Raw genomic sequence first — 22,586 nt, 5'->3', positions numbered from 1 at the left:
TTAAGATTAAGAACATAAAGAAATGACTTAACAAATTTAAACTTCAAGAGGAAAAGAGGGACAGTATGGATGAGAATCCAGAATTCGCAGCTATAGAACAAGCCAGGGATCTTGTCATTGATTCCATTGCAGAGACGATGGATCTTTACGGAATCACACGGAGTGTCGGGATTTTATACGGAACAATGTATATGAGGGATGAAATGACGCTTGACGAAATGCGTGAGGAACTGCAGATGAGCAAACCGAGTATGAGCACAGGCGTCAAAAAGCTGCAGGATTTAAATGTGGTCAAAAAAACCTTTCACCGCGGCACACGGAAGCATACGTTTGTAGCGGAAAAAGATTTCTTTACGTTTTTCACGAATTTCTTCCCGCCGAAATGGGATCGTGAAGTTCAGGTGAATTTGTCCGCCATCGAACAGGCCCAGGCGGATTTGCAGTCCGTTTTGCTGGCCGAGGAAGGCAACGCGGAATTACAGGAAGAAGCGCGGCAGTTATATGATCAGCTTGAGAGTTCGAAAGCTTATTATCATTGGCTGAAGCGGCTCGCCGACTCGGTTCAGAGCGGGGAGATTTTTAAATTTATCCCGATAGAAACGGACGAAAAAAACGCCTGAATCAAAATCAGGCGTTTTTTGTCGTGATTTGATTATTTTTGAGAAAATATAGGAACATAACCCCATTTACTTCCATTAAAATTGATGGTAAATTCTTATAGGTATGGTCGTTCTTTTTTAAGAACAATCAACAAATTTTTTTTTAGGGGGATTTATGAAAATGAAACAGAAATTTTTCTCAACTGTCATGGCAAGTTTATTCGGCCTGGTTTTGCTTCTTTCTCTGCCGACAGCGTCATTCGCCGCTGAGTCAGGCTCAACCGTTCACGAGCCGGAAATGTCCACGAAAGCGACTGCTACCTTATTTGCAAAATATACAGGTGCCAGCCAGCAGGAATGGTCATTTTCTGATATCGAATTGACGTACCGTCCGAACACGATCCTGAGCTTAGGCGTTATGGAATTTACCCTTCCTAGCGGATTTGCGGCTACAACAAAAGATACAGTCAACGGACACGCTTTGCGTGAAAGACAGATTCTGAATAACGGCAAAACAGTCAGACTTCCGTTAAACATTGATTTGCTCGGCGCAGCGGAATTCAAGCTTTCTCTTAATAATAAAACATTGCCTGCTGCAGGTACATATAAGTTCCGTGCAGAAAATAAATCATTAAGCATCGGCTCTAAATTCTATGCTGAGGACACAATTGTTGTTCAAAAACGCAGCACACCGCCGACACAGCCTTGCAACTGCAAATAATTGCGAAAAAAAGACCGGCACAAGCCCATCGCTTGTCAGCCGGTCTTTTTTTGTGCTGTTTTCTTTCTTCCGGCTCTCGCATTGACAAACCCTTGAAACAGGAGTACATTCTTGTTTGTTGTATTTGGAGTGACGAAAACAGTTTCTTAAGGAGTTATGAGGATTGGGAAAAATCAAAAATAAACAATTTGCCGTCATCGGACTCGGCCGTTTCGGCGGAAGCATCTGTAAAGAGCTTTTTAAAATGGGGCATGAGGTGCTTGCGGTCGATATCAGCGAAGAGCGGGTCAACGCATACTCCTCTTATGCCACGCATGCTGTGCGGGCAAATTCAACGGAAGAAAGCGAGCTTCAGTCGCTCGGCATCAGAAATTTTGAATATGTCATCGTAGCAATCGGCGCCAACATTCAGGCAAGCACGCTGACGACGCTGTTATTGAAGGAGCTGAACATCCCTAATATTTGGGTGAAAGCGCAAAACTATTATCATCACAAAGTGCTTGAAAAGATCGGTGCTGATCGTATTATCCATCCCGAAAAGGATATGGGCGTGCGGATTGCGCAAAGCCTTTCGGATGAAAACGTCTTAAATTATATTGATTTGTCAGATGAATACAGCATCGTGGAGCTTTCAGCCACGAAAAAGCTGCATTTAAAATCCATTCTTGAGCTCGGCGTCCGGGCCAGATTCGGCTGCACCATTCTCGCCTTGAAACATAACGGAGACATTCAGCTGTCCCCTTCTCCGGAGACTGTCATTCATGAATGTGACTGCCTTGTGCTGATGGGGCATAAACGTGATATTAAAAGGTTTGAAACTGAAGGAATGTAAAAAAGCCGGCGGGCTGCCGGCTTTTTTTGATGCTTATGTTTCTTCACTTAACTGGACGGCGGTTTGGTCAACCCAGCCGATCAGCTCATCTTTCACTTGAATTTGGTACCAGACGGATTCTCCGTTTTGTTTTTCAGATACGACTTTAATATGCTGGCCGGTAAACTTTTGCGCCGATGCCAGTTTAATAGAATGCCGCTCTTTCGACGGCTTGGACCACACGTCTTCAATGGCGTGGTCTTTGATGGCGCCTTTCATATCAACTGCTTTAAGAGAGGCATTGATTTTGTCATATTCATTCAGATTATAGGTTTCTATGACATCTTTAATTTTTTCAGCATAGCCGGGGTCTGTGGCGTAGCCGGATTTTTGAAGGGCAGCCGCCGCTGTTTTATAATTGTCCGCTTCAATGACAGGCTTATACTTCTTTTTATTCCAAGACGTTCCGTTGACAAATAATTTGGCATGGTCATCCATTGATTCAAAAAACGTGCTGTATTTACGGAATTTTGCCCGAATCGTTTTTCGTTTTCCTTTTTCAAATTCATCCGTTTTCATCGTGACGTGTTTTCCTTTATAATCACCTTTTACACCGAACAGGTTGCGCGCTTTCCCCGCAAGCTCACTGTTCCCCCAGTCCGATTCGAGAATGGCCTGTGCGAGGGTGATGCTCGGAAGGACATGATATTTCTCATATAAAATCTGAGCATGCCCGGAAAGGCTGTCAATAAAGACCTGCTGCTCGTCCACCTCTTCAGGCGGTTTTTCTTCCGTCACTATGAATTTCGAAAACACCATTGATACCAGAAATAATCCGAATATAAGAGATACAGCAAAAAGGCACCCAAGCCCCCTTTTGGTCTTTGCTTTCTTTTTCATATCAACCTTCCTTTAATTCCGGAATCACTAGATTTATAATTTTACTGGTCATTGATGAAAATTTCAATAAAATAGGGAAAAAGACGGAGAAAGAACACATTGTGCAAATAAAAAAGACTCCTCTTTGAGGAGTCTTTTTTGTTATGCCATGCTCAGCTGAGGGCCGAACAATTCATATTGAACGGAATCAGAGTCAAACCCGAGTGCAAGAATCATATCTTTCATTTGCGTCATAAACTGCGCTGATCCGCACAAGTAAAATTCAGCATCTTGACTCAGATGAAGCTGCTCCAAGAAGGTTTGATCAATCCTGCCGCTGTAAAAAGGCTTGTCTCCTGAGCGGTCTTGTTCTGCCGGTTCACTGTATACATAAATGACGTTAATATTCGGATGATTCTCCGCAGCTTGTTCAGCCTCTTTGCGGAACGCGGCGTACTCTCCGTTTTTCGCGGCATGAATAAAAGTAACGGCACGCTCCGGCTGTTTTTCGGCGGCTGTTTTCAGCATGCTCATCATCGGCGTGATTCCGGAACCGGCACTGATAAGAACAACCGGTTTTTCGGCAGAAGACAGCTTGAAATCCCCGGCGGGTGCGCTGACTTCAAGTTTATCTCCCTCTTGAACTTCATTGTGGAGATGAGAAGAAACCGCTCCGTCCTTTTTCACAGAAATCCGATATGCCCCTTTTTGAGAAGCATCAGACAGGCTGTACTGGCGAATGTGCGTATAAGGAGAATCCGCAATCCGCACTTTAATGCTGATATATTGTCCCGCTTCAAATCCAGGAAGCGAAGAGCCGTCGCTCGGTTTGATATAAAATGATGTGATATCTTTGCTTTCTTTCGTTTTCTGTATAACCGTAAATTCTTTATACCCCTGCCATCCGGCTTCATTGTACATGTCTTTTTCAATGCCGATGAAAGCCTCCGCAATAACACCGTAAGCTTTTTCCCATGCCTTCATAATCTCAGGAGCTGCGGCATCCTGCAGCACATCCTTAATTGCCAGAAGCAGATACTTTCCGACAATCGGATAATGTTCCGGTTTTACACCGATGCTTGTGTGTTTATGGCCGATCTGTCTGACCGCCGGAATGATTTGTTCTAATTGATCAATATTCGCCGCAGCCGCAATGACTGCATTTGCCAATGCTGCGCGCTGAGTCTGTTTCTTTTGGTTCGTTTGGTTAAACATATTTAACAGTTCGGGATGATCTTGAAACATCAGGTTATAAAAGCGTCCGGTGATGTTTTCTCCATGTGTTTGCAATACGGGTACTGTGCTTTTGATGATGTCTATTGTTCTCTCATCCAGCATGTTAATCCTCAACCCTTCTAAAGATGTATTTTCAATATATCTTTATAGTAAGAGATATTTTGAATAAAAGATATATTTAAAATGAATCTTTAAAAAAGTCGTCACAATATTGTGTTTGATTTGGAATTTATGGATTTTACCTCCTTTTTTATCACCCGGTGAAACAGGGACACATATATTTGGGAATATACGTTTAAAGATGAAAGCGGGGGAGTGCATGGTTTCCGATATCGATTACACGTCTCCGAATACACAGTTCACTTATAATGTGAATGAGAGCCGTTTTTTTACGAAAGATGCTCGGAACTTTATCAATGTATTGGGGATTAAACAGTTAAACACGCTTGAAAATATTTCATTATTAGATATCTTTCTGAGCAAAACAAATGTGATTGAACCGCATACCCATCAAAACGCCGCTGAATTGGTGTACTGTATTTCGGGTTCCGCGGTGGTGTCGATGCTGAATCCGTTCACCCAGAAAATACGGAATTATCCGATCTCTTCAGGACAAGTGGCGAATGTTCCGCAGGGGTGGTGGCATTATGAAGTCGCCACTTCAGACAAAACCCACCTTTTGGCCATATTTGACGCCCCTTCGCCTGAAGTGATATACGGCTCGGATATTCTCCGTCTGACGCCGCCTGAGATCATGGCGCATACGTACTGTCTGAATGAGCATGAGTGGGAAAAAGCCGTTTCACCGATCCGGCAATCAACTGTGATAGGTCCCGATAAATACTGCGGACAGACTGAAAACACGGGGATTCATGATATGAATACGCCTTATCAGCCAAATACGCATTATCCGAATGATCCGTATCGGCATTATGATACGCCGTTATATTGGGGATATTAAACGGAGAGCCAGAGCGGCATCGACAGAAAGAGCCCCTCATTGGAGAGGGGCTCTTGATCATTACGGTCCGGTTCCGCAGCTTACTTTGTACTCGCCTTCGGACGATTTTTTTGAATAACATACGTGCGGCGTCTGTCCGGTATCATCTTTCCAATTGAACCAATTTACATAATAAAGGTTCCCGGCCTCTCCGCCGCCTTCTTCTTTTTGAAGAATCGCAAAGTAGCTTTGATACGGATATCCTTTTTTATAAATGTCATGCCTGATGGCTCCTTTTTCTGAAGCAGACGTGAAGACGACGGGAGAAAGAGCCGGGAGCGCTGTTAAAAGAAGTGCCAGTGCCGCTGAAAGAGTTAGTAGAAGATAGATTTTCTTTTTCATTTTCTCTCTTTCCTTTATTTTGAGTTGTTAGAAATGAAGCAGAACATAGAGGCTGCCGCAGAAGATGAAAAAACAAAAAAACCCTTATTTATAGAATAAGGGTTTAAAGGTATGGAGCCAAGGGGGCTCGAACCCCTGACCTCTACGCTGCCAGCGTAGCGCTCTCCCAGCTGAGCTATGGCCCCGTTCTGTAACGTCATGTTTTATTATAGACGACTCTTCTATGAATTTCAAGCAGAAAATTCAGTTTGCTCATATTTTCCTGAGACATTTTTCGAACATAAAAAGAAGACCCTCCGGGGGGCCTCTTCGTTTATCGCACGAGCATGATTAAAATGATGCCGAGGATGACACGGTAAATGGCGAACGGGACAAGCTTAATCCGGTTAATAAGCCGAAGAAAAAACTTGACGACTAAGAGGGCGACGACAAAGGCGCAGATAAAGCCGACAAGAAAAAACGGAATCATGTCATAAGAAAGACTGCTCCAGTATTTCACCAGCTTCAAAAGGCTTGCACCCGCCATAATCGGAATAGCCATAATAAATGTGAAGTCTGCGGCTGCCCGGTGATTCAAGCCGACAATGACACCTCCGGCAATCGTTGAGCCTGAGCGGGAAAATCCGGGCCATAAGGCGAGACACTGGAATAATCCGACACAGAAAGCCTGTTTGTAGGTGATTCTGTCTACCGTATCGATCGTTTCTTTCCTTTTATTGATCCAGTCCGCTATAAGCATAAGCACGGCTCCGGCAATTAATCCGTAAGCGACCGTTCTGACGGAGAATAAATAGCGGTCAATGAAATCCTCAAATAAAAAGCCGAGCACCGCCGCCGGAACAAGACCGACGGCGATTTGCGCGATGGTCAGCCTGTATCCCTTCTGCTGATCGCGCGTGACGTTTTTTTTGAGGCCGAGTAAATGTAATATCCGATCCTTAAACACAATGGCCACCGCCAGAATCGAACCGAGCTGAATCACCACTTTGAAGGAATTGGCGGCTTCCGGATTCATCAGGCTTCCGGATTTCAGCCAGATGTCATCCGCTATGATCATATGTCCCGTGGAAGAAACCGGCGCATACTCCGTCAGCCCTTCCACGATTCCCAAAACGGCTGCTGTGAACATCTCCCATAGTGTCATCCCATTCTTCCCTTCATTCATCATTTACAAAAGAGAAGCTCTCCTCTGAAGGAAAGCCTGTCTTATAATAAATATCATATCCGTTCCGATTTTATGACTTCGATCCAGCATCATTTTTTTCTTCTTCATATAGATGCGAACGCATTTTGAACCAATCAAACAGATGGGTCGTGACCACTTTGATGACCGCATACCCCGGGATGGCTAAAATAATGCCGACAACCCCGAACAGCTTTCCGGCGGTTAACAGAACAAAGATGATGGTAATCGGGTGAATGTGAAGATTTTTCCCCATGATCTGCGGCGAAATTAATTTCCCTTCCACGAGCTGGACAACGGTCCATACAATCGCAAGCTTCAGCAGCATAAGGGGCGAAGTGACCAACGCGATAATAATCGCCGGCGTGATGGCAATGGTCGGCCCTAAATACGGAACAACGCTCGTACAAGCGGCAATGACCGCAAGCAGTGACGCATAATCAAGTCCGATAATCAGATAGCCGATAAATAATAAAAACCCGATGCAGAAGCTGACGATGACCTGTCCTCTGATATAGGAGCTTAATCTGTGGTTCATTTCACTAAGCATCGTATACGTTTGTTCTTTCAGACGGGTGGGCACAAACTTTAAGATATAAATCGGCAGTTTTTTGCCGTCTTTCAGCAAATAGAACAGAATAAACGGCACGGTCACAATTGAAATAATCACTTCCGTCAGCGCGCCGATAAAATTCCCGACTCCGGTAAATGTGCTGTTTGCAATTGTCGCCGCCTGCGCCGATACTTTATTAGCAAGATCGGAAATGTTGATATTCATCGTCTTTTGCGCCTGATTTACAAAATCGCTTCCGATCAGGCTTTTCGTCTGATCTTCAACGATATCCACATATTTCGGCAGATTGTCGATCAGGCTCATGATCTGTTCCTTTAAAAACGGAATAATTGAAACGACCGTAATCGTAATCAGCCCTATAATAACGAGGTAAAGGAGCAGGATGGAATAGACTCTTTTCACTCTTATTTTTTCCAATATATCTACGATCGGATTAAGCAGATAATAAACAATTCCTGTCAAAATGACGGGGAGCGCAATCGTTTTGAGCAGGACGATAATAGGTGTGAAAATAAATGATGTCTTCATAAAGACAAGGATATTGAGACCGATGAGCAGCAATACAAGCAAAAACAAGACAAATTTATTGTCTAAGAAAAACTGTTTAAATCTGCCGCCCCATGTTTGCAATGTTTCCACTATTGTTCCTCCATCATATGTATTTTACTTAAATTGTACACTATCGTTCCTGTAATGAAAAATAATAACCGGTCTCTATGGGAATTTTTCCTATCCCTTTAGCTGGCAGCCTTTTTTCCATTTATGTTTCTCAGAAAAAAAGCTATAATGTAAGCCAATACATAGAAGGAGCGATAGCAATGATTCGATTTGCAACAGTCGGAACGAATTGGATTACAGAACGATTTCTGGAGGCGGCTTCTGCTATTGATGATTTTCAATTAACGGCGGTTTATTCCAGAACTGAGGAACGCGCGGCGGAATTCGCCGGCAAACACGGCGCTGCTCATTATTTCACCAGCCTGAAAGAAATGGCGGAAAGCAAAGCCTATGACGCGGTGTATCTCGCCAGTCCGAATGCATTTCACAAAGAGCAGGCGGTCCTTTTTATGGAACACGGCAAGCATGTACTGTGCGAAAAACCGTTTGCGTCTAACGCAAGGGAAACGGATGAAATGATTCACGCAGCCAAAACGAACGGCGTTCTCTTGATGGAAGCCATGAAAACAACGTTCCTGCCGAACTTCAGCATGCTTCAAAACCACTTACATAAAATCGGACCCGTCAGGAGATTCACGGCAAGCTACTGCCAATATTCATCACGATATGATGCATATAAAAACGGTACGGTGCTAAACGCGTTTAAGCCTGAATTATCGAACGGTTCGTTAATGGACATCGGCGTGTACTGCATTTATCCGGCCGTCGTCCTGTTCGGCAAACCGAAAAACGTCATTGCGACCGGTCATAAACTAGCATCCGGCGTTGACGGCGAAGGCACGGTCATTCTGTCATACGACGGATTTGAAGCGGTGCTGATGCATTCGAAAATCTCAAATTCGTTTGCCCCGGCGGAAATTCAGGGTGAAGACGGCACGATCGTTCTGGACAGCATTCACGGACCGGAACGGGCGGAAATCCGCTATCGTGACGGCCGGACGGAAGACATTTCAGTCCCTGATCTGAAACCGTCGATGTACTACGAAACGGCTGAATTCATCAATCTTCTTCGAAACGGACAGCGGGAGTCTTCCGAAAATACATTTGAACGTTCTTTCATTACGGCAAGCATTATGGAAGAAGCGAGAAAACAAATCGGAATTGTCTTTCCCGCCGATCAAAACTAAAAACATCCGCCCGGATTCGGGCGGATGTTTTTCATTTGGACGCTAACAGGTCAGCAAACGCTTTTGCATACTGCGGAAGGTCGGGCGGGCGGCGGCTTGATACAATGTGGCCGTCAGTTACGACAGCTTCATCCAGCCACTGTGCCCCTGCATTTGTCATGTCGTCTTTGATGCCGGGCGTGCTCGTTACTTTTTTTCCTGCGAGAATTCCCGCAGATATGAGCACCCAGCCCGCATGGCAGATCTGGCCGATCGGCTTTTTCTGCTCGTTCATCGTACGGATGATGTCCAAAACTTCGGGATATCTTCGCAGTTTGTCAGGAGCCCAGCCGCCGGGCACGAGCACGGCATCATACTCCTGAATAATCAGGCTCTTAAAATCGTAATCCGCCGTCGCGGGCACGCCGTATTTTCCTTTGTATGAACGGCCCGCTTCTTCTCCTATTAAATGAACGATCGCGCCTTCCTCTCTCAGCCGGTAGACGGGATACCAAAGCTCTAAGTCTTCAAAATCGTCACTGACAAGCGCTATGACTTTTTTGCCTTCTAATCTCATCACTGCCACTCCCTTCTTTTATACTAGTGTATCGCTTTTTTAAAATGAGGAAAAGAAACAGCTCGCTACAGCTGTTCTTCGTCTTCAGACTGAATCGTAAATTTCCGTGTGACCTGCTGCAGTTCTTCAGCCATATGCGCAAGCGTTTCGGCGGATGAACTGATTTCTTCCATGGAGGCCAGCTGCTCTTCAGCTGAGGCGGCGATGTCTTGAATGCCGGCGGACCCTTCTTTGGCGACTGAGGTAATGTCCTCCACCGCGTTTGTCACATTTTGCGACCCGGCTGCAAGCTTCTCAAGCGTTCCGTTCATATGCTGCAAGGCGCCTGAAATCTGAGTCGTCATTTCTGAGATTTTTTTGAAGCTTTCGGCCGTTTGATCCGTAATATCGAGGCCTTCCTTCACATCTTGATTCACCGCTTGGAATACGGAAAGCGATGTGGCGATTTCTTTGACGATTTCCTGAATCAGCGTTTCGATTTCCTTCGCGGAGCCGGCTGATTGTACGGCAAGCTTTCTCACTTCTTCCGCAACGACGGAGAAGCCCCGCCCGTATTCGCCTGCTCTGGCCGCTTCAATGGCAGCGTTTAAGGCAAGCAGATTTGTTTGATCGGCAATGCCGTTAATGACGTTGAGGATGCTCTTAATGTCGTGCGACTTCGTTTCCAGCCCTTTTACGACCGCTTCCGCCTGCTGTACGGAACGATCAATTGTTTTCATCTGGCCGACCGTTTTCGCCACTAATTCTTCTCCGCTTCCGGCGGTTTCAGAGGTTTGGATGGCGGATTCAGTGATTTCCGCCGATACATTCGCCGTCTCGGCAATGCCCGCATTCATTTGGGAAAGGTGATCAGCACTTTCTTCCAATTTCTCGCTTTGTGATTCGTTTCCGTTTGAGAATTGTTCAATCGCCAGTGTAATATGCTCTGTCGCCTTGCTTGTCTGTCCGGCGGATGCCGTCAGCTCTTCGGATGAAGAAGCGACATGTTCGACGGATGACTGGATGACGCCGATGACAGACCGGAGTGACGCCGACATCTCATTGAAGCTTTGGCTGAGCTGCCCGAATTCATTTTTTGACTTGATGTCAATGACTTCCGTTAAATCGCCGTCACTGATTTTAGCTGATGTCGAAACAAGTTTTTTGAGCGGTTTTGCAATCGAGCGAATGATAAAAACGATTAAAATACCGCCGACGATAAGAGAAACCGCCAGGATGATCAGCGCCATTTTCATGACAGGCGAGGCTGCGTCATGGATCTCACTGACAAAAAATGTGCCGGCGATTTTCCAGCCCGTCAATTTGTTTGTCGTGAAGGCCATTTTCTTCTGCTGTCCTTCAAACATGTATTCAAACGATCCGCTTGATTTGGAAAATACTTCTTCCGTCCACTCTCCGGAGCCTTCCGTTCCCGCTTTTATAGTCGGATGCGCGATGTATTTTTTATCTCCCGTTGTAATGAAGGCAAAACCTTTATGACCGATCTGGACGCGTTCGGAAGCGTTCAGAAGGTCGCCCAGATTAATATCAAGCGCCACAACGCCTGATCCGTCTTTTGTCTGCTGGGCAATCGTAACGACCGTCTGTCCGGTTGCAGCGTCTTTATAAGGCTCGGTAAACACTGGCTGTCCGCTTTTTTCAACCGCTTTTGTATACCACTCGCGCGTGAGCGGATTATAATCGGACGGCATGTCAACGGACGGATATTTCACGAACGCTTTGTCGCGAGACGCGGCGTAAATTGACGCGACATCGTCATTTACGGTGACATACTGCTTCATTTTGTCAAGCAGTACCGATTTATTTTTCGTCTCCAGTTTTTCCTTTGTGATTGATTCGCTGTAGTAGTCAATCGCTTTCAGCTTACCCTCAAGCATGTTTTCCAGCACGCTGTTCAGTTCGCTGACATTTCCCTGGGCGCTGTGGGTCAGTTCGCTTTCTAGTGAATTCCCCGCCGTTTGGTAGCTGAAGTAGGCGAGTATGCCGACCGGAAGCACCAATACGGCTAAAAATGCCGCGATCAGCGGCTTGCTGATGGATGGCTGTTTGATCCAATGTATCAGTTGTTTCATTTTTTCAGTCTCCTTCTTTGAAAAGCTAAATCTAATATCGTCAGATAGGACAAAAGATTTATTAAAAAAACTAAAAAAAACACCCAAACAGCACATTTGGGTGTTCTATGACCTATTAATCTATTTTAAATCGTTTCGTCATATCACGTAATTCTTCCGCCATTTGGGATAACGTTTCCGAAGACGAACTGATTTCTTCCATTGAAGCCAGTTGTTCTTCGGCGGAGGCCGCAATATCCTGAATGCTGGCGGAGCTTTCTTTTGCGATGGACGCGATTTGCTCAGAAGCTCCTGAAATCTGCTGAGATCCTGCTGTCAGCTGTTCTACCGTCGCATTCATATTTTGAATTTCTCCGGCGATCTGGTTCGTCATTTCAGAAATCCGTTTGAAGCTCGTTTCGGTTTGATTCGTAATATCCAGTCCGCTTTCCACCTCTTTGTTGACGGATTGGAACATGCCGAGAGATGTATTGATTTCGTTGACGATTTCTATGATTAAGCTTTCGATTTCTTTCGCTGAATCGGCAGACTGGACCGCAAGTTTTCTGACCTCTTCGGCGACGACTGAGAAGCCCCGGCCGTATTCACCCGCACGTGCGGCTTCAATTGCCGCGTTCAGCGCAAGAAGGTTTGTCTGGTCAGCGATTCCGTTAATGACACGGAGAATGTTTGTAATGTCTTTTGATTTTGTTTCAAGTCCGCGCACCACTTGTTCAGCTTCTTTCACTGACCGGTCAATGACGTTCATTTGGCCGACCGTCTGGTGGACGAGCTTTCCGCCTGAATTGGCGACTTCCGCTGATGTGGCGGAGGATTCGGTAATGACGGCAGATGCTTTCGCCATATCTTTAAGCCCGCTGTTCATTTGGTAAATATGTTCCGCCGCGCTTTCAATGTTTTCACTTTGGCTTTCATTTCCGTTAGAAAATTGTTCGATCGCCAGTGTGATATGTTCGGTTGCCTTGCTTGTCTGCTCCGCTGAAGCCGTCAGCTCCTCTGAGGAAGATGCGACATTATTCACGGAATCCTGGATGGCATGGATGAGAGACCTGAGCGAAGCGGCCATATTGTTAAAGCTTTTGCCAAGCTCGCCTAATTCATCTTTTGACTGAATCTCGATCGTTTCTGTTAAGTCGCCTTCACTGATCTGTTTCGATGATGTCACAAGCTGCTTGAGCGGTTTTGTGATTGAACGGATAATCAGCACCATGACGATGGTTCCGATCACAATCGCTAATACGAGAACGAGCAGGGACAGATGAAGGATCGGCAGGGCCGCTTCATGAATTTCGTCCAGATACATTGTTCCGGTAATCTTCCAGCCTGTCAGCCCGTTTGTATCATAAGCCATTTTCTTTTCCTGGCCGTCGTATTTGTATTGAAAATCACCTTTTTTGCTGGTGAACAGCTGTTCAGCCCACTCCCCGTTTAATACTGTGCCTGACGTGCGGTTCGGGTGGGCGACCACTTTTTTGTCTTTCGTCAGGATAAAAGCGTAGCCGGATTTCCCGATGTTCACTTTCTTTGTCGTTTTCAGAAGCTCATCGATTTTCATATTGATGGCGACGACTCCTGAGCCGTCTTTCGTCTGCTGAACGACCGTCACGACCATCGTATTGGTGGAAGCCGTGCGGTAAGGATCTGTTACAACAACCTTCCCCTTATTTTCCACGGCCTTTTTATACCAGTCTCTTTCAAGCGGATTATATCCTTTAGGCATCTGCAGATCCGGATACCGTGTGAAATGTCCTTCCGTGTCACTCGTATAAATGGATTCCACGTCTTTATTGATCTTCATGTACTCTGTGAATTTATCGGTAATTTGCGATTGGTTTTTCGGCTTGTACCGATCCTTTGTGAGCCAATCGCTGAAATATGCCGTTCCGTCTTCCTTTTGGCTGATGCTTGTGTTGATCATATCGTTAATCTGCTGCACATTATCTAGTGCGCTTCCCATCATCTGCCTGTCAAGCGTGCTTACCGCCGATTGATAGGCGATAAAAGCCAGCGTTGAAATAGGAAGAATGAGAATGGCCAAAAAAGAAATGAGCAGTTTTCTTGTAAGCGATCTCTGCTTGATGATTTGCACAATTTTTTTCATCTGCTATATCTCCTCTTGCGTGTTTACCCTTCATATCGGCAATTATGGGTAAATATACACATCCAAAAAGAAGAAATATAACGAAACATACTTTTTACCTATCGTAAAATTAGTCTTTTAGACTTAATTAAGAGTTTATCTTAAAACGCTTTGTCAGTTCGCGTAATTCTTCCGCCATTTTTTCCAGCGTGACGGCGGAGGAACTGATTTCCTCCATGGACGCAAGCTGCTCTTCAGCTGAAGCCGCGATGTCCTGAATGCCGGCCGCGCTTTGTCTGGAGACGGCCGCGATATCCTCTGAAGCGTTTGATACTTCCTGAGACCCGGCAGAAAGCTGTTCCACGGTTGCATTCATATTTTGCAGTTCACCGGCAATCTGATTTGTTTTAACGGAAATGTCCCGGAAGCTTTTTTCCGTTTCGTCCGTTAACTGAAGTCCGCTTTTCACCTCGTGATTGACGGATTCCAGCATTCCGAGCGAAGTATGAATTTCTTTGACGATTTCATGAATTAAGGATTCGATTTCTTTCGCTGAATCGGCGGATTGGACGGCAAGCTTTCTCACTTCTTCGGCAACGACTGAAAAACCGCGTCCGTATTCTCCCGCTCTTGCCGCTTCAATGGCTGCATTTAAAGCAAGGAGATTCGTTTGATCGGCAATGCCGTTAATGACGCGCAAAATGCTGGTGATGTCCTGCGATTTGAGTTCAAGCCCTTGTACGACTTGCTCCGCTTTACTTACGGATTGGTCAATGGCGCCCATCTGGCCGGCTGTTTTCTTGACAAGCCGCTCACCGGCGCCGGATATCTCCGCCGATTCAATTGACGTTTCCGTCACCACGGCTGCCGCTTCCGCCAGATCACTGAGCCCGTCTTTCATCTCATTCACTTGGGCTGTCGCTTTATCAATACTCTCACTTTGGTCTTCCGTTCCATTAGAAAACTGTTCAATCGCAAGGGTGATATGTTCCGTTGCTTTGCTCGTCTGCTCAGCCGAAGCCGTCAGCTCCTCTGAGGAAGAAGCGACATGTTCAACAGAGTCCTGAATTCCCTGAATAAGCGAACGGAGTGAATCTGTCATATGATTAAAACTTTTACCGAGCACGCCCAGCTCATCTTTAGAGCTGACATCAATGGTTTCCGTCAGATCTCCGCTGCTTATTTTTTCCGCTGATGCTACGAGACGTTTTAACGGTTTGGTAATTGAGCGGATGACAAAATAAATGAAAATCATCCCTGCGGCAATGGCTATCGCCAATATGATAACGGCCAGAGTCAGAACCGGTCTTGCCGCATCCTTGATTTCTTCCACGGACATGGTTCCGCTGATCTTCCAGCCCGTCGCTTCATTGGTCACGTACGCCATTTTTTTCGCTTTCCCGTTCAGCGTATATTCAAAGTCGCCTTTTTGCCCGCTGAATAATGTATCAACCCATTTTCCCGATACCGCCGCGCCGGCTTTTTCATCACTGTAGGCAACGGCTTTTTTATTTTTGCTGAGGATAAAGGCGTATCCTTCTTTTCCGATGTTCACTTCTTTTGTCATCGTGATGAGATCGTCGATTTTTATATCAATGGCGACGACGCCTGATCCGTCTTGCGCCGCGCGGGCCATGGTGACGACCATCTTTTTGTTTGAGATGGACTCATAAGGGTCTGTGATGATGGTTTGGCCTTTATTCTCCATAGCTTCCTGATACCAGCTTCTTTCAAGCGGATTGAAATCGGCCGGCATATCGGCATGCGGATAACGGGTAAACGTTCCTTCCTTGCTGCTTGAAAATACGGCGGATGCTTTATCATTGCTTTCAATAAACTGTTTGAACCTTTCTTGCATTTCCGTTAGGTTTTTTTCTTTAAATTTAGCGCTTGTCGCCCATTCGCTGAAATATGCTGAGCTTTTTGTAAACATTCCGATCCGGTCATCAATCATATTGTTTAAGATTTGCACATTTCCTTCGGCGCTTTCCATCATTTGCTTTTCAACGGATGAAGCCGCCGAACGGTAGGCGCCGGCAGCCAATACTGCTACCGGAATGATTAAGATCAGTAAAAATGAAATGATCAGTTTTTTGGCTATTGATTTTCTGGCGATTTTTTTTGCTGTTTTTTTCAATTTTGTAAACCTCTTTCAATCATTTACTGTTTATATCGGCCGACTCCCTTTTTATTACATTGAAAATTAAGTCATAAATGAAAAATAGTTCTATGTACTCCCTTTGTATGCAAGACTTTTTATTCAATTATCCGACTGTCACTATAAAAAAGGACGCCTTCCATCCGGAAAGCGTCCTTTTTTACTAGTTGATTTTAAATTGTTTCGTTAATTCCCGCAGTTCTTCGGCCATTTGCGCCAAAGTATCGGCGGATGTGCTGATTTCTTCCATTGATGCAAGCTGTTCTTCTGCGGATGCGGCAATATCCTGAATGCTTGCTGCGCTTTCCCTAGATACGTCCGCAATATCGGTCACTGCGGCTGAAACGTGCTGGGAGCTGTCTGACAGCTGTTCAACCGTGCCGTTCATCGATTGAAGCTTCTCGGCGATATCGTTTGTCATGCCGAAGATATTCTGGAAGCTTTCTTTCGTGCGGTCCGTCACGGCAAGTCCTGATTGAACTTCTTCATTAACGGATGTGAACATGTGAAGTGATGTATTAATCTCAGCCGTGATTTCCTGAATGAGTTTTTCAATCTCTTTGGCAGAACCGGCGGATTGGACGGCAAGCTTGCGCACTTCTTCGGCTACTACTGAGAAGCCCCGCCCGTATTCACCGGCTCTTGCCGCTTCAATGGCTGCATTTAAAGCAAGCAGGTTTGTCTGATCGGCAATACCGTTGATGACTCTTAAAATATGAGTGATGTCTTTTGATTTGGCCTCAAGGCCTTTTACAACCGCTTCCGCCTGCTGGACCGATTGATTGATGAGATTCATCTGCCCGACGGTTTGCTGCACATATTCTTCCCCGGTGCCGGCAGCTTCCTTCGATTGTTTAGATGCTTCCGTAATGGATGATGATGTGCGGGAAACGGCGGTGAGTCCGTCATTTATATGATTCAGCTTGGCTGAGCTTGAATCGACTTTTTCGCTTTGCTCTTCGTTTCCGTTTGAAAACTGCTCAATGGCCATTGTAATATGTTCCGTCGCTTTGCTTGTCTGCGAAGCTGAAGCGGTCAGCTCTTCCGATGACGCGGCCACGTTGTCGACAGAGTTTTGGATCGCGCTGATCAGTCCGCGCAGAGATTCTCCCATTTCATTAAAGCTCGCGCCGAGTTCGCCCAATTCATCTTTCGAGCGGATATCAATGGTCTCGGTCAAGTCTCCGCCGCTGATTTGTTTAGAAGAGCGGACAAGCCGTTTCAGCGGTGACGTAATGGATCTGACAATCAACAGAATTAAAATTCCCCCGATGATAATGGATGCTGCAAGGACGATCATTCCCATCGTCAGCACCGGTTGTGAGGCGTCTTTAATTTCGTTGAGCTCCATGCTCCCCTCTATTTTCCATCCGGTCAGTTTATTTGTCGTAAACGCCATTTTTTTATTTTGATCATCGAGCTTGTATGAAATAATGCCGCTGTCTTTGCTGTATACCTCATTCAGCCACGGGGTTGAAACTTTGTCGCCCGGTTTGTGGTCTTTATGCGCGACATAGGTTTTATTTTTGGATGTGATAAACACGAATCCTTTTTGCCCGATTTTGATTCCCTGCATCTGCTTCAGCAGCTGGTCAATTGTAATATCCATGGCCACTACGCCTGTTCCGTCCTGCATCTGCTTTGCCACGGTAACGACCATGCTGCCGTCGCTTGCCGCGGTGTAAGGGTCGGTGACAACGAGCGTGCCGCCGGCCTTCACAGCGTCTTTATACCAAGTGCGTGTTCTCGGATCGTAATCGGCCGGAGTATTCTCCTTAGGCGCCTGTGCGTAGCTGCCGTCTTCGGTTCCTCCGTAAACGCGGGCTACGTCCTTATGAATAGACGTGTATTGCCCGAACTTTTCTTCAAGAGCAGACATGTTTTTCTTTGAGAAGGATGACCCTTTTAACGTTTCACTGAAAAATTCAATCGCCTTTGCTTTTGCGCCGATATCATTTGTAATGGTTGTGTTAAAAGATTCGATGTTATTTTTCGCGTTGCCTGAAATCTGATCATCCAGCGAATTGCTCGCCGTATGGTATGAACTGAATTCTAACACGAGAATCGGTATGATTAAGATCACGATAAATGAAATGATTAATTTACGTGAAATCGATGCCTTTGTGCACCAATTGATGAATTTTTTCATATTAAGCTGCTCCCTCAAGTGTGATACCTTATATATCGGCTCAGTCTTCACATTTTGTTAACATTTCCTCCTTTTTTATGTCTTGATTTTCATTGCCCAAGCTTCCTGCATATCTTATAAAAAAAGATAGGGGGCGCGCAGATGATTATCATATCCGGCCAAGTGCTTCGGCCTCAGGACATCGCGAACTGGCAGACGGAAGAAAGCCTTGTTCCGTATATAAATGAACTGCTCAATTCTCCCGTACAATTCGATTACGGGTCGATTGCTGAACTGATGTTCGAGGTGCGGCTGCGCCGCCATATTGTGGAAGCCGCAAGAGAACTGCACGGATCAGGGGTGAAATTTGCAACTTTCGCCAAAACATACGGAAATACGGCTTATTGGAGAGTGACGCCGGAAGGAGCCTTGGAGCTGAAGTACAGAATCCCCGCTTCAAAAGCGATTCGGGACATTATTGAAAACGGAGCGTTTTACGCATTTGAATGCGCTACCGCCATTGTTGTGATTTATTATCTGGCCGTCTTAAAGACAATCGGTGAAGAACGGTTTAACCGGCGTTTCCGGGATATCACTTTGTATGACTGGCACTATGAGCATCTGCCGATCTACACGGAAACCGGCAGCCACTTTTTACGGGGAGATTGTTTATATTTTAAAAACCCTGATTTTAATCCTGCAAAGGCTCAGTGGCGGGGAGAGAATGTCATTGTGATGGGGAATGATCAATATTTCGCCCACGGTCTCGGGATTCTGACCGCTGAACAAATCATCCAGAGATTGAATTCTTTAAGAAAAAAAAATGCCGTGCAGCCGGCTTATCTGCTTAACCAGGCAACAAGGCTTGATGCACCCGCGCTTTACCAGATCATGCATTAAAACAATCCCATCGTCTGTCATTGTGACGATGGGATGCGGAATGCTTTTCTTTTCCGGTAAAAAGCCGTCGTGCCGAGCGCTTGATTTGCAGCCCATTCAAACTTCTCTAAATCATGGCGGGTGACGGCTCTGTCCCGTCGGCTCCATTTAATGGCGCGGACAAAGTAATACCCTTTAATCGGCGCCATGGTGACTTTGGAATGCGGAAAATCTTCAAAGACAAACTCAATAGTCCCTCTTTTTTTGTAGGACATTTGAAGAATCTTCATCATCCATCACCTCACGATTTCTGAATTATGATTCGCACAATCTGTCCAAAACGGTTTTCACGTCTGTCGGCCCTTCAAGTTTCGCGGCGGACTGGCCGGCCCATAAAGACATATACTCCGCGTCTCCTGATTGAGCCGCGTGCCCGCGCATCGGCTTTGTCAGCGTATTATGCAGCGGATAAGGCAGCGTTTTTCCCTCGTCAGCTTCATATGTTTTCATGAACTGATTCACGATTCCCCGCGCCTGTTTTCCCGAAAACAGGGTGGTCAGCCGCGTGTCGGCTCCTTTTGATTCGGCAATGGCTTTTTGATATGCCGGTGAGGCGCTGCTTTCTTCACAAAGGAGAAACGGTGTTCCTACTTGAACGCCGTCCGCACCCAAACACCGGGCCGCCTGCACCCCGCGGCGGTCAAAAATGCCGCCTGCCGCAATCACCGGGATATTCAGCGCGTCTTTAGCCTGCGGAATCAGCGCCATAAGGCCGAGAGCCGGTTCTCCTTTAACCGGCAGAAACGACCCGCGATGTCCGCCGGCTTCTATTCCCTGAAGGATAACGGCGTCCATCCCCCGTTCTTCAAAAGCCTTCGCTTCCTCCGGCGTTGTCGCCGTGCCGAAAAGGAAACAACCGCTTTTCTTCAGCTTTTCCTCCGTTTCTTCCGGGGGCAGGCCGAAGGTGAATGAACACGCTTTGACTCCGTAACGGATCAGAAGCTCCGCTTTTTCCTCGAAATCATTCCATTCTTCTTTCAGATCAGAGAACGGCTTGGCGTCTTTTGCCCTCGGAATGCGGGCTTTCCATTTTTCAACAAGTTCCGCCTCAGGCATCTGCCTTTCTTCCGGGACGAAAAGATTTACTTGAAAGGAGCGGTCCGTCAGCTCTTTCATCTCGATAAGCTGTTTTTCAAGCGCTTGCGGGCTGACGTATCCTGAAGCGAGGCTTCCGAGCGCCCCTTCATTCGATACCGCCGAAGCCAGACGCGGCGTGACCAGCCCGCCGGCCATCGGCGCCTGAATGACGGGCTTTGTTAATGATAATGCACTCATCCACTCACTCATTTGTGTTTTCCTCCGATTCAGCCTGTATTTTGATATAACATGTTCTGTTTCGCGGACCGTCAAATTCGCAAAAATAAACGCCCTGCCATGTTCCGAGTATCAGGCGGCCGTCTTCTATGATGACATGCTGGGAGGCGCCTGTTGTACTCGCTTTCATATGTGCCGCCGTATTTCCCTCCATATGCCGGTCCAGTTCGTGCTCCCACGGATACATTTCATCAAACCTTCTGAGCATATCCCTCTTCACATCCGGATCGGCATTTTCATTTATGGTAATGCCGGCGGTTGTATGGGGACAGTATATGAGCGCCAAACCGTTTTTCACGCCTGTTTTGCGGAGAAACGCTTCAGCTTCATGTGTGATGTCGATCATTTCATCCCGTCTGTTTGTTTGAATCTGCAATTTTTTCAGCATATAGATGCCTCCTTTCTTTTTCTCTTCCTTTCCCATATTCGTTTCTGTATTTGTCTTTTCCTGTCGGATCGCGATGATAAACGCAGATCACAAAAAACTTCAGCCTCGGGATTGAAGTTTTTCACCATATATATACGCGGGCCTCATAAGGCTTTAAAAGAAAGGATGTCACATGCCGATGCGGTGGTGTTTCCATGCCTGCGAGCACGAGCGTATCGGAGTCAAGCGGATAACCGGGATGCTTGTATAAAGCGGGGGTTTTAGACAGATTTGTGATGATCAGGACGGTTTTTGTTCCGTTTTTTCTTAGATAGGCATAAATCTGCCGGTCATTCGGAAGCAGCAATTCATATGTGCCGCTGATCAATACGCTGTGTTCTTTTCTGAGGGCGAGCAGCCGTCTGTAGAAATGGTATACGGATGTTTCATCCTGCATTTGTGATGCAGCATTCAGCCATGTGTGGTTCGGATTCACTCCGAGCCACGGAGAAGCATCAGAAAACCCGCCGTTCGCCTCACCGCTCCATTGCATCGGTGTCCGTGAATTATCCCGGCCCTTCTTCCAGATGATCTTCATCACTTTTTCATGCGGAACGCCGCGGGACCTCTCTTTCTCATACAAATATTTCATTGCGGCATCATCATAATCTTCAATGGATGGGAACGAAACATTGGTCATTCCGAGCTCCTGCCCCTGGTAAATAAACGGCGTGCCTTTCATCAGCATATACATCGCGGCGAGTGCCTTGGCGCTTTCTGTCAAAAACCGTTCGTCACCCCATACCGAGACGGAACGGGGCTGATCGTGGTTCTCCATAAATAACGCGTTCCAGCCCTTTCCTTCAAGACTGTTCTGCCAGCCGGACAAGACGCGTTTAAGCGCCGGAATGGAGATGCTTTGATCATCTTCCGTATCCCAGAGGCCGAGATGTTCAAATTGAAAAATCATTTGAAAGACGCCGTGTTCTTCACCGGCCCAATCAGCCGCCTCCCAAGCCGCCACTCCGTTCGCCTCGCCGACCGTCATGATCGGATAGCGCGAAAATGTTTCCCGTTTCAGCTCTCTTAAGAGATCCATTATGCCTTCCCCATTCATATGATACGGGAAAGACGGAACGTATGGGAGACCGTCCGGATTCGGCATGTCAGGGAGCCCTTCTTTTTTCTTAATGTGAGAAATGGCATCCACCCTGAAGCCGTCTATGCCTTTATCAAGCCACCAGCGGACCATCTCATAAACGGACTGCCTCATCGCTTCGTTTTCCCAATTTAAATCAGGCTGTTTTTTGTCAAACAGGTGCAGGTAATACTGGCCGGTCTCTTGATCATATTCCCACGCTGATCCGCCGAAAATGCTTTCCCAATTGTTCGGCTCTTTGCCGTTTTTTCCGTCTCTCCAGATGTACCAGTCCCGTTTTTCGGAATCTTTCGCTGAGCGTGATTCGATAAACCAAGGGTGCTCATCGCTTGTATGGTTGATGACGAGGTCTATAATCAGCTTCATGCCGAGCGCATGGACATCCGCAAGGAGCCGGTCAAAATCCTCCATCGTCCCGAATTCGCCGGCAATTTGTTTATAATTCCGAATATCGTAGCCGTTGTCCGCGCCCGGCGAGTCAAAAACGGGACAAAGCCAGATCACATCCGCCCCCAACTCTTTTATGTAATGAAGCTTTGCTCTGATGCCGTTCATGTCGCCGATTCCGTCCCCGTTTGAATCCATAAAGCTTCGGGGATAAATTTGATAGACGGCCGCCGTTTTCCACCAATCCGTTTTCATACCGACACTCCTTTCTTTACA

Annotated in this window: 20 protein-coding genes, 1 tRNA gene and 3 pseudogenes; 6 read left to right on the top strand and 18 right to left on the bottom strand. The window is 46.3% G+C overall.

The genetic code is table 11. The features are described 5' to 3' along the window. Positions 1-65: 65 nt before the first annotated feature. From cudC to ktrA, 3 genes are all read left to right on the top strand, one after another. Complete coding sequence (gene cudC, locus NQS30_RS03740; protein WP_007410170.1) at positions 66-620, top strand: transcriptional regulator GbsR; 555 nt, start codon at positions 66-68, stop codon at positions 618-620. Positions 621-780: 160 nt separating this feature from the next. Continuing rightward, positions 781-1,320 carry a biofilm surface layer hydrophobin BslA gene (gene bslA / locus NQS30_RS03735; protein ID WP_015240450.1) on the top strand — a complete coding sequence of 180 codons (540 nt, stop codon included), beginning with the start codon at positions 781-783 and terminating at the stop codon, positions 1,318-1,320. Positions 1,321-1,483: 163 nt separating this feature from the next. After that, positions 1,484-2,152: a potassium uptake protein KtrA gene (gene ktrA, locus NQS30_RS03730; RefSeq protein ID WP_012118278.1), complete on the top strand. Its 669-nt coding sequence runs from the start codon at positions 1,484-1,486 to the stop codon at positions 2,150-2,152. A gap of 33 nt (positions 2,153-2,185) precedes the next feature. Here ktrA and NQS30_RS03725 read toward each other — a convergent pair whose 3' ends face one another. Together NQS30_RS03725 and hmpA are read right to left on the bottom strand one after the other, a co-directional pair. Then, positions 2,186-3,031, bottom strand: coding sequence for a glucosaminidase domain-containing protein (locus NQS30_RS03725; protein ID WP_007410172.1), 846 nt, complete (start codon positions 3,029-3,031; stop codon positions 2,186-2,188). A gap of 141 nt (positions 3,032-3,172) precedes the next feature. Continuing rightward, positions 3,173-4,348, bottom strand: a complete 1,176-nt coding sequence (gene hmpA / locus NQS30_RS03720) for an NO-inducible flavohemoprotein (RefSeq protein WP_218791335.1) — start codon at positions 4,346-4,348, stop codon at positions 3,173-3,175. Between the two features lie 217 nt (positions 4,349-4,565). Between hmpA and NQS30_RS03715 the strand changes: the two genes are divergently transcribed. Next, positions 4,566-5,207: a cupin domain-containing protein gene (locus NQS30_RS03715; protein ID WP_012118280.1), complete on the top strand. Its 642-nt coding sequence runs from the start codon at positions 4,566-4,568 to the stop codon at positions 5,205-5,207. Between the two features lie 60 nt (positions 5,208-5,267). On the opposite strand, the gene NQS30_RS03710 is transcribed toward NQS30_RS03715, so the two are convergent. The 4 genes from NQS30_RS03710 to NQS30_RS03695 form a co-directional block, all read right to left on the bottom strand. Further along, positions 5,268-5,588: a hypothetical protein gene (locus tag NQS30_RS03710; protein ID WP_025285171.1), complete on the bottom strand. Its 321-nt coding sequence runs from the start codon at positions 5,586-5,588 to the stop codon at positions 5,268-5,270. A gap of 112 nt (positions 5,589-5,700) precedes the next feature. Next, positions 5,701-5,773, bottom strand: a tRNA-Ala gene (locus NQS30_RS03705). 128 nt (positions 5,774-5,901) lie between these two features. Further along, positions 5,902-6,732, bottom strand: a complete 831-nt coding sequence (locus tag NQS30_RS03700) for an undecaprenyl-diphosphate phosphatase (RefSeq protein ID WP_007613337.1) — start codon at positions 6,730-6,732, stop codon at positions 5,902-5,904. Positions 6,733-6,823: 91 nt separating this feature from the next. Beyond that, positions 6,824-7,984 (bottom strand): AI-2E family transporter, encoded by a 1,161-nt coding sequence (locus NQS30_RS03695; RefSeq protein ID WP_072589496.1) that lies wholly within the window; start codon positions 7,982-7,984, stop codon positions 6,824-6,826. A 179-nt stretch (positions 7,985-8,163) separates the two neighbouring features. Here NQS30_RS03695 and NQS30_RS03690 point away from each other — a divergent pair, with 179 nt between their 5' ends. Further along, positions 8,164-9,150: a Gfo/Idh/MocA family protein gene (locus NQS30_RS03690; protein WP_015240454.1), complete on the top strand. Its 987-nt coding sequence runs from the start codon at positions 8,164-8,166 to the stop codon at positions 9,148-9,150. Between the two features lie 31 nt (positions 9,151-9,181). Here NQS30_RS03690 and NQS30_RS03685 read toward each other — a convergent pair whose 3' ends face one another. From NQS30_RS03685 to NQS30_RS21370, 8 genes and pseudogenes are all read right to left on the bottom strand, one after another. Further along, positions 9,182-9,706, bottom strand: a complete 525-nt coding sequence (locus tag NQS30_RS03685) for a type 1 glutamine amidotransferase domain-containing protein (protein WP_003152143.1) — start codon at positions 9,704-9,706, stop codon at positions 9,182-9,184. Between the two features lie 65 nt (positions 9,707-9,771). Next, positions 9,772-10,743 (bottom strand): methyl-accepting chemotaxis protein, encoded by a 972-nt coding sequence (locus tag NQS30_RS21395; RefSeq protein WP_425340276.1) that lies wholly within the window; start codon positions 10,741-10,743, stop codon positions 9,772-9,774. Beyond that, positions 10,738-11,778: pseudogene (locus NQS30_RS21390) on the bottom strand (cache domain-containing protein); the annotation flags it as partial. The gene NQS30_RS21395 and the pseudogene NQS30_RS21390, both read right to left, overlap by 6 nt. A gap of 115 nt (positions 11,779-11,893) precedes the next feature. Beyond that, positions 11,894-13,879, bottom strand: coding sequence for a methyl-accepting chemotaxis protein (locus NQS30_RS03675; RefSeq protein WP_007408632.1), 1,986 nt, complete (start codon positions 13,877-13,879; stop codon positions 11,894-11,896). 127 nt (positions 13,880-14,006) lie between these two features. Further along, the gene (locus NQS30_RS21385) at positions 14,007-14,960 is read right to left on the bottom strand and encodes a methyl-accepting chemotaxis protein (RefSeq protein WP_425341706.1); all 954 of its coding nucleotides are present in this window, start codon (positions 14,958-14,960) and stop codon (positions 14,007-14,009) included. Further along, positions 14,955-15,902, bottom strand: a pseudogene (locus NQS30_RS21380) (HAMP domain-containing protein); the annotation flags it as partial. The pseudogene NQS30_RS21380 and the gene NQS30_RS21385, both read right to left, overlap by 6 nt. A 277-nt stretch (positions 15,903-16,179) precedes the next feature. Next, positions 16,180-17,007, bottom strand: coding sequence for a methyl-accepting chemotaxis protein (locus NQS30_RS21375; RefSeq protein ID WP_371265913.1), 828 nt, complete (start codon positions 17,005-17,007; stop codon positions 16,180-16,182). 117 nt (positions 17,008-17,124) lie between these two features. Then, positions 17,125-18,165 (bottom strand): annotated as a pseudogene (locus tag NQS30_RS21370) (cache domain-containing protein); the annotation flags it as partial. Between the two features lie 141 nt (positions 18,166-18,306). Between NQS30_RS21370 and NQS30_RS03660 the strand changes: the two are divergent. After that, positions 18,307-19,044: a protein-glutamine gamma-glutamyltransferase gene (locus tag NQS30_RS03660; RefSeq protein ID WP_007408635.1), complete on the top strand. Its 738-nt coding sequence runs from the start codon at positions 18,307-18,309 to the stop codon at positions 19,042-19,044. A gap of 17 nt (positions 19,045-19,061) precedes the next feature. Here NQS30_RS03660 and NQS30_RS03655 read toward each other — a convergent pair whose 3' ends face one another. The 4 genes from NQS30_RS03655 to NQS30_RS03640 form a co-directional block, all read right to left on the bottom strand. After that, positions 19,062-19,313: a hypothetical protein gene (locus NQS30_RS03655; RefSeq protein WP_007408636.1), complete on the bottom strand. Its 252-nt coding sequence runs from the start codon at positions 19,311-19,313 to the stop codon at positions 19,062-19,064. Positions 19,314-19,338: 25 nt separating this feature from the next. Further along, a complete protein-coding gene (locus tag NQS30_RS03650) occupies positions 19,339-20,370 on the bottom strand; it encodes a nitronate monooxygenase (RefSeq protein ID WP_218791337.1) in 1,032 nt (343 codons plus the stop codon). Further along, positions 20,363-20,785: a secondary thiamine-phosphate synthase enzyme YjbQ gene (locus NQS30_RS03645; RefSeq protein ID WP_015418083.1), complete on the bottom strand. Its 423-nt coding sequence runs from the start codon at positions 20,783-20,785 to the stop codon at positions 20,363-20,365. Before NQS30_RS03645 ends, NQS30_RS03650 begins: the two co-directional genes overlap by 8 nt. Before the next feature lie 121 nt (positions 20,786-20,906). Further along, positions 20,907-22,565 carry a glycoside hydrolase family 13 protein gene (locus tag NQS30_RS03640; RefSeq protein ID WP_218791338.1) on the bottom strand — a complete coding sequence of 553 codons (1,659 nt, stop codon included), beginning with the start codon at positions 22,563-22,565 and terminating at the stop codon, positions 20,907-20,909. Positions 22,566-22,586 lie beyond the last annotated feature (21 nt).

This window comes from Bacillus sp. B1(2022), assembly GCF_040259625.1.
GTDB classification, from domain to species: domain Bacteria; phylum Bacillota; class Bacilli; order Bacillales; family Bacillaceae; genus Bacillus; species Bacillus velezensis.
This window is presented reverse-complemented; position numbering and strand designations above follow the sequence as displayed.